The 9167-nt window shown below is 75.1% G+C and carries 9 protein-coding genes; 2 read left to right on the forward strand and 7 right to left on the reverse strand.

Annotated elements, in window-relative coordinates:
- Positions 1-324, reverse strand: a 324-nt coding sequence (locus L1885_RS17615) for a LysR family transcriptional regulator (protein WP_235798085.1), incomplete at its 3' end; no start/stop codon positions are given.
- A 243-nt stretch (positions 325-567) separates the two neighbouring features.
- Between L1885_RS17615 and bla the strand changes: the two genes are divergently transcribed.
- Positions 568-1539, forward strand: coding sequence for a class A beta-lactamase (gene bla / locus L1885_RS17620; RefSeq protein ID WP_235798086.1), 972 nt, complete (start codon positions 568-570; stop codon positions 1537-1539).
- Between the two features lie 65 nt (positions 1540-1604).
- Here bla and L1885_RS17625 read toward each other — a convergent pair whose 3' ends face one another.
- The 6 genes from L1885_RS17625 to L1885_RS17650 all read right to left on the reverse strand — a co-directional run bounded on the left by L1885_RS17625 (position 1605) and on the right by L1885_RS17650 (position 8382).
- Positions 1605-2939, reverse strand: coding sequence for an MFS transporter (locus L1885_RS17625; RefSeq protein ID WP_235798087.1), 1335 nt, complete (start codon positions 2937-2939; stop codon positions 1605-1607).
- Positions 2940-2980: 41 nt separating this feature from the next.
- Positions 2981-4456, reverse strand: coding sequence for an MmgE/PrpD family protein (locus L1885_RS17630; RefSeq protein WP_235798088.1), 1476 nt, complete (start codon positions 4454-4456; stop codon positions 2981-2983).
- The gene (locus L1885_RS17635) at positions 4456-5301 is read right to left on the reverse strand and encodes a cyclase family protein (RefSeq protein ID WP_235798089.1); all 846 of its coding nucleotides are present in this window, start codon (positions 5299-5301) and stop codon (positions 4456-4458) included. The genes L1885_RS17630 and L1885_RS17635 overlap by 1 nt, the downstream gene beginning before the upstream one ends.
- A gap of 155 nt (positions 5302-5456) precedes the next feature.
- Positions 5457-6314, reverse strand: coding sequence for an HpcH/HpaI aldolase/citrate lyase family protein (locus L1885_RS17640; protein ID WP_308117342.1), 858 nt, complete (start codon positions 6312-6314; stop codon positions 5457-5459).
- Positions 6311-7546, reverse strand: a complete 1236-nt coding sequence (locus L1885_RS17645) for a CaiB/BaiF CoA transferase family protein (protein WP_235798090.1) — start codon at positions 7544-7546, stop codon at positions 6311-6313. The genes L1885_RS17640 and L1885_RS17645 overlap by 4 nt, the downstream gene beginning before the upstream one ends.
- Positions 7543-8382: an IclR family transcriptional regulator gene (locus tag L1885_RS17650; RefSeq protein ID WP_235798091.1), complete on the reverse strand. Its 840-nt coding sequence runs from the start codon at positions 8380-8382 to the stop codon at positions 7543-7545. Before L1885_RS17650 ends, L1885_RS17645 begins: the two co-directional genes overlap by 4 nt.
- A 239-nt stretch (positions 8383-8621) precedes the next feature.
- On the opposite strand from L1885_RS17650, the gene L1885_RS17655 reads away from it, so the two are divergent.
- Positions 8622-9167 (forward strand): MmgE/PrpD family protein (locus L1885_RS17655; protein WP_235798092.1); only part of this gene is annotated, 546 nt, incomplete at its 3' end.

The raw sequence follows: 9167 nt of genomic DNA on the forward strand, positions 1-9167 counted from the left end.
CAGGCCCGCCGCGAGCCTCGCCGGCACCTCGGGGGCGACGCCGAGCCTGACCCTGGGCCCCTCGGCCTGCTCGCGCGCCCCGGCGTCGCGCAGCCGGGCCATCGCGGCGAGCGCCGTCCGCGCGTGCGGCAGCAGCCGCTCGCCCTCGTCGGTGAGGACCACTTCCCTGCCCCGGTCGAAGAGCCGCACGCCGAGGAGCGCTTCGAGGCGGCGCAGTCCCTGCGACAGCGGGGGCTGGGTGATCCCGACGCGCCGGGCCGCGCTCCCGAAGTGCCCCTCGTCGGCGAGCGCGACAAAGATCTCCAGGTGGCGTTCGGTCAGCAAGACCCCTCCCACGTGCGGTGATTCGCCCTGCGAATGAGCGTTGCGGTGAGAGCATATTCGACAGGGGCGCGGGCCCGGGGGTTGACTCCGGGCAGGCGATCGCACCGTCCGGCCGAACCGTCGCAGACGCACGGCCCGTTGCCCGAAAGGAACACGAGACAGTTGAATTCGGAAGCCTCTCGCACCTCTCCCGCCTCGCTCGCCCATCTGGCCGCTCCGGTCTCTCCGGACTCTTCAGACTCCGTGGACCCCTCGGCCTCTTCCGCCTCCTCCGCCGCTCCCCCGCGCCGCGCCGTGCTGTCGCTCACGGCCGGCGCGGTCCTCGCCGCGGGGCTGGCCGCCGGCCGCGGCACGGCGTACGCCGCCGCGCCGGCCCCGGTCCGTTCGTCCCCTCCCGGGGACTCCGGCGGCGCCGCGGTACTCCGTGAGCTGCGGGACCTCGAACGCCGACACGGGGTGCGCCTCGGGGTGTTCGCCCGCAACGCGCGCACCGGCGCGGCCGTCGCCCACCGCGCGGACGAGCGCTTCGCGATGTGCTCGGTGTTCAAGACGCTCGCCGCGGCGGCCGTACTGCGCGACCTCGACCGCGACGGGACGTTCCTGGCCCGGCGGGTGCGCTACACGGACAAGTTCGTCACCGACTCCGGCTACGGGCCGGTCACCGGCAGGCCGGAGAACCTCGCGAACGGCATGACCTACGCCGAGTTGTGCGCCGCGGCCGTCGAGGACAGCGACAACGCGGCCGGCAACCTCCTGCTGCGCGCGCTGGGCGGTCCGGGCGCCGTCACCCGGTTCTGCCGCTCGGTCGGCGACACCAGGACGCGGCTCGACCGGTGGGAGCCCGACCTGAACTCGGCGGAACCCTGGCGTGCCACCGACACCACCAGCCCGCGCGCCGTGGGGACGACGTACGGGCGGCTGCTGCTGGGCGACGTGCTCGCGCGCGGGGACCGCCGGCTGCTCACCCGCTGGCTGGCCGCGAACACCACCGACGGGCAGCGGTTCCGGGCGGGGCTTCCCGCTGACTGGTTCCTCGCGGACAAGACCGGGGGCGGCGACGCGTACGGCGTGGCCAACGACGTCGGTGTCGTCCAGGCGCCCGGCGGCGCGCCGCTGGTGCTGTCGGTGCTGTCCACGCAGCACACGGTCGACGGGCCGACGGACAACGAGGTCGTGGCCCGGGCGGCCGCCCTGGTGGCGGCGGCGCTGACCTGAGGCGCCCCGCCCGTACGGCCCGTGGTGTCCGTCCCGCGCGGGACGGACACCACGGGCGTATGAGGTCAGCGCGTGTCGGCGACCAGGCCGGCCGGGCGGTCGCCGGGCCGGCGCTCGCCGCGCCGCTCCCGCTTCGGCAGGATCAGCAGCGAGCCCGCGCCGATCACGGCCAGGGCCGTCATCACCACGAAGCCGCTGGAGAAGCTGCCCGTGGAGCTGACGATGAAGCCCATCACGGACGGGGCGACGATGCCGGACGAGGCGAACGCCGCGTCGGCGAAGCCCGCCGCGACCCCCGGCTGCGAGGGCACGGCGTCGATCGCCGCGACCCACCAGATGCCGCCGGTGACGAAGCCGAGCCCGACGCCGATCGAGATGAAGGTGACCGACACCGTCAGGGAAGGGGAGGTGAAGATCGGGACGAGCGCGGCGCCGGACAGCAGCAGCGCGACGCCCATGATGGTGAAGCGGGTGCGCGGGCTGCCCGTGCGGGCGAAGACCCTGTCGGTGACGAGGCCGCCGGCGAGCGCGCCGACGACGCCGGCCGCCCAGGGCGCGACCGTGAACAGGCCCACCGCGGTGATGCTCAGGTGGTACTGCGAGGACAGGTAGTCCGGCAGCCAGTACATGAAGCCCCAGAACATGAAGCCCCACGCGAAGTAGCCGACGGCGATGATCCACAGGTTGCGGCTGGTGAGCACCGGGCGCCAGTGGACGCGCACCCGCGCGGAGCGCTCCTCCTCGCGCTGCCCGTCCGCGATGTGCGCCCGCTCGGCCGGCGAGACCTTCTGGTGGTCGTCCGGAGTGTTGCGCAGGAGCGCCCACGCCACCACGAACCAGAGCGCGCCGAGCCCGGCGAGCACCCAGAACATGCCGCGCCAGCCGACGCCCGCGATCAGCTGGGTCACGACCGGACCGCCGATCAGGAGCGATCCGGCGACGGCGACGCCGCCGACCATGGCGAGCGCCCGGCCGCGCTCGTGCTGCGGCAGCCAGCGGCTGACGGTACGGGTCGCGGCGGGGAAGCCGGGGCCCTCGCCGGCGCCGAGCACCACGCGCGCCGCGAACAGCCCGGCGAACGTGCCGGACACGGGAGTGACGGCGGTGACCACCGACCAGATGGCCACGCCGATCAGCAGGATGCGCCGCGCGCCGTACCGGTCGACCAGGGGGCCCGCGAGGAACGCGAAGACCATGTAGCCGATGGAGAAGGCGCTGCTGACGTACCCGTACTCGGACTTGCTGATGCCGAAGGCCTTGGTGAGCGGCCCGACGGCGTAGCTGACCGCGCTCCTGTCGATGTAGTTGATGACGATGAGGGCGACGATCAGGCCCAGCGTCAGCCAGCGCACGCCGGACCGCCTGGTACTCGCGGAGCGCACGGTGCTCGTGGTGCTCATGGGTTCACCTCACACGGGTGGGATGGGAAGGCTGTGGTGCGTCATGTGCCGGTCACCACCGCGGACAGCGCCCGGGCCAGCCCGGCGGTGTCCTGAGCGCTGCCGATCTTCCAGACCTCGTCCGCGAGCTCCTTGACGGCCGCGTCCGCGCCGGCGCCGAGGGCGTTGGCGAGGAACTTGGCGGTGAGTTCGTCCGCGTCCAGAGGGTCTTCGGGGCTCCCCCTGTTGACCATGACCCGTTCGGTCAGGGTCGTCCCGTCGTCCAGTTCCGCGGTGAGCACCGCGGGGAACTGGTGCGGGAACGTGGCCGTGCACTCCTCGTCGGCGACGCAGGTCACGCGCGCCGCGAGGTCGAGGCGTGCGGGATCGGCCGCCGCCTCGTCGGTGAAGTCCTTGTGGAACACGCCGAGTCCGGCGCCGGGCGCCGCGGGGTCGGCGAGGAGCCCGGCGGCCACGGTGTAGGGGCCGCTGAACGCCGCGTGGTAGCCGGAGCGCGGGCGCGCCTTCTCGGCGGCCGGCTCGGCGATGGTGCGCAGCACCGGGGCGGGTACGCCGAGGGTGAGCGCGGTGACGCGCGCGGGGTCGACGCCCCGGCGGCGCAGCCGCATGGCCGCGTCGACGCCCGCGTGGGTGAAGTGGTTGCACGGGTACGGCTTGACGAACAGCCGGGACAGCTCCCAGCGTTCGCCGAGCCCGTCGGTGACGGCGGCGGCGACGAGTTCCGGGTCGAAGCGGTCGCCGCAGAACGCCTGGAAGAAGCCGAACCGGCCCTCCAGCACGGTCGGCGGCCCGGTCAGCCCGAGCCGGGCCAGTTCGGCGGCGATCACCCCGGCATGCGCGGCCCAGCCGCAGTGCACGCGCTTGACGGTGCCGCCGGTGCGGTTCGCCTCGATGATGCCGGAGCCCATGCTGGCGGCGATGCCGATCGCGTGGCAGATGCCGTCCTCGTCGAGGCCGCGCAGCATGGCGGCGGCGACGGCCGCGCCGATCGCGCCGCAGATGGCGGTGGCGTGCAGCCCCCGGTCGAAGAAGACGGAGTTGCCGAGTTCGGCGTCGTACTGCGCCATGCCGAGCCGGCAGGCCACCTCGACGCCGACGGCGGACGCGGCGAGCAGTGCGGCGCCGGACGCGCCGACGGCCTCCGCGGTGGCGAGCGCGGCGGGCAGCACGGGCGACGACGGGTGCAGCACCGACGGCAGGTGCGTGTCGTCGAAGTCGAGGCTGTGCGCGAGGGTGCCGTTGACGAGCGCGGCGGACGGCGCGGGCAGCCGCACGGGCGAGCCGATCGCGCTCGCCACGGGCGCCCCGCCCCACTCGGCGACGAGTTCGCGGACGGCCGCGCCGGGCCGCTCGCCGAGCGCGGCGAGGCTGTTGCCGAGGAGGTCGAGCAGGTGGCCGGTGGTCTTCTCGGCGAGGTCGGGGCGGAGCGTGCCGCCGCGTACGGCGACCGCGAAGCGGGCGAGGTGCTGGGCGGGCGTGGGCGCGGGCGCGCCGTCGTTGCGGGTGGACGCGGGCATCAGGCCACCACCGCCACGGGGCGGATCGGGGAGCCGGTGCCGCCGACGATCCGCAGCGGCGCCACGAGGAACAGGAACTCGTGCTGGCCGACGGCCGCCAGGTCCTCCAGGGCGAGGTGCTCCATGATGTAGATGCCGTGTTCGACCAGCAGCAGGCGGTGCACCGGCAGCACGCTGTGGCCGGCGCCGGCGGGGATCTGCTCGCACGCGGTGGTGTCGCAGCCCACGGCCCGTACGCCGCGCTCCGCCAGCCAGCGCCCCGCGTCCTCGGTGATGCCCGGCACGCCGGACTCCTTGCCGAGGTAGGCGACGGGGTCGTCGAAGTGGCGGGCCCAGCCGGTGCGTACGAGCGCGACGTCGCCCGGGCGCGGCTCCGCGCCGCCCTCCTCGGCGGCGCGCTCCAGGTCCGCGGCGCTCACCCCGTATCCGCCGGGCAGGGTGCCGGTGCCGTGCGCGGCGGCCACGTCGAGCAGCACGCCGCGCGTGACCATGGCGGGGGTCAGCTCGGCGCCGTGCTCGCTGAACGCGCCGCCGGACTGGGCCTCGGCGGCGTCCACCCCGCCGTGCAGCCTGCCGTTGTGGCTGACGTGTGAGAGCGCGTCGATGTGGGTGCCGACGTGGCCGCCGGTGACGATGACCTCGTTGGACGCCGAGCCGCCGTCGGGGCGCACCATGTCGCCGTGCCGGCGGGCCAGGGTCATGCGGAAGCCGGGGTGGTTGGGCGAGCACGGCATCCCGGTGAACAGCGGCTGGCCGAGCTCGACGACGCGGGGGTCGGCGGGCAGCGCGGCGAGCAGCGGGTTGGCGGTCTGCCGGACTTCGGGGGTACGCGGAAGTGAGCTCATGGCCTGCCTTGGCTCGGATCTGGTGGGGGTGCGGCGGCACCGGGGTGCGGCGCGGCGGGGTACGGGGTACGGGCCCGGCGGCCGCGCACGGCGCGCGGGCGGGGCGGGGGGGGGAGGGCGGGGCGGGAGAGAGCGGGCACGCGGCCCGGCCGCGGTCAGCCGGTGCGGTCGAGGATCCAGCGGGCCTGGGCCACCACGGCCGGGTCGATCAGGCGTCCGCGGTCGTCGAGCCACGCCGCGCTGCCCGCGTCCGCGGCCTCGCGCAGCGACTCGACCAGGCGGCGCGCCCCGGCGATCTCGTCCGGGGCCGGGGTGAAGGCCGCGTTGACGGGACCGATCTGGCGCGGGTGGACGACGGAGCGGCCGAAGAAGCCGTGGTCGCGGGCGCGTTCGGTGCTCGCGGCGAGCCCGTCCGGGTCGGCGACGTCGGTCCACACGCTGGCCACCGGCCCGGGCAGTCCGGCGGCGCGCGCGGCGGCGACGATCCGCGCCCTCGACCAGTCGAGGGCGCCGTCCGCCCTGATCCGCAGATCCGCCCGGAGGTCCGCCTCGCCGAGCGAGAGGAGCGCCACGCGCGGCGCCGCGGTGGCGAGTTCGTAGGCCCGCTCCACGCCGAGGGCGGTCTCGAACAGCAGGTGCAGCGGGGCGTCGACCAGCCGCAGTGCCGCGTCGATCTGTTCGGGGCTCTCGCACTTCGGCAGCCGCAGCCCGTCGACCGGGGCGCCGGCCAGGGCCGCCAGGTCGGCGGCGCCGTGCGCCCCGCGGACGTCGTTGACGCGGACCCACAGCGGCTTGGGCCACGTCGCGCGCACCGCCTCGGCGGCCGCGGCGCGTGCCTCCCCCTTGCGCCCGCCCGGTACGGCGTCCTCCAGGTCCAGCACGACGGCGTCCGCGTCGCCCCGCATGGCCTTCTCCAGCAGGTCGGGCCGGACGGCGGGGACGTAGAGCCAGGACCGTACCGCTGCGGCTGCCGGGGCCGCGGGCGAGGGCGCCCCGGGTGCGGGGGTGTTCACACGACCCCCCGCTCGGCGAGGCCGGCGAGCGCGTCCGCGTCGACGCCGTAGGCGCCCAGCACCTCGGCGGTGTCGCGGCCCTTGCGCGGGCCGGACCAGCGGACGGCGCCGGGGGTGTCGCTGAGCCGGAAGGGCACGTTCTGGAAGCGCACGGGCCCGAGTTCCTCGTCCTCGACGGTCGTGATGGTCTCCAGCGCCCGGAACTGCGGGTCCTGGAAGATGTCGCCCATGTCGTAGATCGGCGCGACGGCCGCCTGCGCCTCCTCGAAGGCCTCGGTGACCTCGGCCCGGGTGCGCCGGGCGATCCAGCCGCCGACGGCCGCGTCGAGCTCGTCGGCGTGCTTCGCCCGCTCGGCGCCGGAGGCGAACCACGGCTCGTCCACGTACTCGGGGCGCCCCACCAGGCGCATCACCCGCTCGGCGATGGACTGGGCGCTGGTGGAGACGGCGACCCAACTGCCGTCCTTGGTGCGGTAGGTGTTGCGCGGCGCGTTGTTCGCCGAGCGGTTGCCGGTGCGCGGCTGGAGCTCGCCGAGCTGGTCGTACATGATCGCCTGCGGGCCGAGCAGGGTGATCATCGGCTCGATGATGGCGAGGTCGAGGACCTGGCCGCGCCCGGTGCGCTCACGGGCGTGCAGGGCGGTCATGATGCCGAAGGCCGCGGTCAGCGCCGAGACCCCGTCGGCGAGGCCGAAGGGCGGGAGCGTGGGCGGCCCGTCGGGCTCGCCGGTGATGGCGGCGAAGCCGCTCATGGCCTCGGCGAGGGTGCCGAAGCCGGGCCGCTTCGCGTACGGGCCGAGCTGGCCGAAGCCGGTGACGCGGGCCAGCACGAGGCGGGGGTTGATCGCGCTGAGCTCCTCGTAGCCCAGGCCCCAGCGCTCCAGCGTGCCCGGCCGGAAGTTCTCGACGACGACGTCGGCGTCGGCGACCATGCGGCGGAAGATGTCCTGGCCCTCGGGGCTGCCGAGGTAGAGGGTGATGGCCTTCTTGTTGCGCGCGAGCATCTTCCACCACAGCCCCACGCCGTCCTTGCTCGCGCCGTGGCTGCGCACCGGGTCGCCCTTGGGGTGCTCGACCTTGGTGACGTCGGCGCCGAAGTCGCCCAGCAGCGTGGCGGCCAGTGGGCCCGCGAAGAGGGTGGCGATGTCCAGCACCCTGATGCCGTCGAGCGCGGCGGAGGCGGGGCCCGCCGGCCGCGCGGCGCTCGTGTCGCTGGTGTCGGTGTCGCTCATGGGGAGCCGGGTCCTTTCGTGGTCGCGTGGGCGGCGGCGGTCTCGCCGTGCCGTCCGGCGGGCGTCCCGCCGGTCCAGCCGAGCGCGGCGGAGATGTCGCGCGCCGCCTCCACGACGCGGGGGGCGCAGTCGTGGACGAAGGCGGGGGTGAAGCGGGAGCGCGGGCCGCAGACGGACACCGAGCCGCGGACGTCGCCGTCCAGGCCGAACAGCGGTGAGGCGACGGAGCCGGCGTCGGACTGCCGCTCGCCGTGCGAACTCGCGTAGCCGTCGCGGCGGACGGCGGCCAGCTCGGCGCGCAGCGCCGCCGCGTCGGTGGGCGTGGAGTCGGTGAGGGCGGGCAGCGCCGCGGCGAGGATCTCCTCGCGGCGCGCCTCCGGTAGGAAGGCGAGGCAGCACTTGCCGGAACTGCCCGCGTGCAGCGGGAACCTGCGGCCCAGTTCCACGGTCATCTTCACCTCGTGCGTGCTGACGATCTGGTCGACGTAGGCGCGGCCGCCGGGCACGAGCGCGGTGAGCGTCACCGTCTCGCCGGTCTCCAGCTGGAGGCGGCGCAGCGTGTTCCCGGCGACCGCCCGCAGATCGAACTCCCGCAGGGCGCGGGCGCCGAGTGCGGCGGCACTGGGGCCGAGCCGGTACAGGCGGGTCTCGGAGTCGAGCGCCACCATGCCGCGGCCGACGAGGGTCTGCAGGATGCGGTGCACGACGGCCTTGCTCAGGCCGAGTTCGCGGGCGATCCGGGAGACACCGAGTTCGTCGGGTCCGTCGGTGAACAGCAGGAGGACGTCGATCACGCGGCCTGCGGTCTCGGTTCCGGTTCCGGGTTGAGTCGTCATGGGCCCATTCTCGCCTGCCTCCTCGGGGGGCGGGTGACCATGCTCGGATTGTTCGTACCGCTCAATGGAACATCAGAGAAGCACCGCATTCCGGCCGGGTCAAGGGTTCATCCGCGGTAAATCTCGCGGGAAATGTCGGAGCTACCAGGGTTTCGCCGGGGGGTATTGACGATTCTCGGACACCGCTGGAATCATCGAATTATCAAAGCGTTCCGCTGAATGGAACAGCTTGGAGGGAGGTGGACACCGTGGAGGTGGACCCGACCGGACGCCGGGAAGCGGCGGCGCGGGGCACGGACGCCCTGGCGCGCTGGGCCCACGGCCTCGACGGGAACGACGTTCCCGCCCCGGTGCGCGAGCGCCTGTCGCTCGTCCTGCTGGACACGCTCGCCGTGACGCTGGCCGGGGCGCGCACCGACGGGCAGCGCCGCATCAGGGCCGCCTGGCCCCGGCCCCCGGGCGACGCGCCGGTGCTCGGCGGGGGCTTCCTCGCCCACACCGACACGGCCGCGTACCTGAACGCGACCGCGCTGGTGTGCTGCGAACTCGACGAGGGCGGCAAGTACGCGAAGGGCCATCCCGCCGGGCACACGTTCCCCGCCGTGCTGGCGCTGGCCGCGACGCTCGGGGCGAGCGGCCCGGCGACCGCGCGCGCCCTGCTCGCGGGCTACGAGGTCGCGGCGCGCTTCGGCCGCGCCACGTCCCTCGCGCCCGGCGTGCACCCGCACGGCACCTGGGGCGCGACCGGCGCCGCCGCGGGCTGCGCGCTCCTGCTGGGCCTGTCC

The sequence above is a fragment of the Streptomyces fuscigenes genome, assembly GCF_021556455.1.
GTDB classification, from domain to species: Bacteria; Actinomycetota; Actinomycetes; order Streptomycetales; family Streptomycetaceae; genus Streptomyces; species Streptomyces fuscigenes.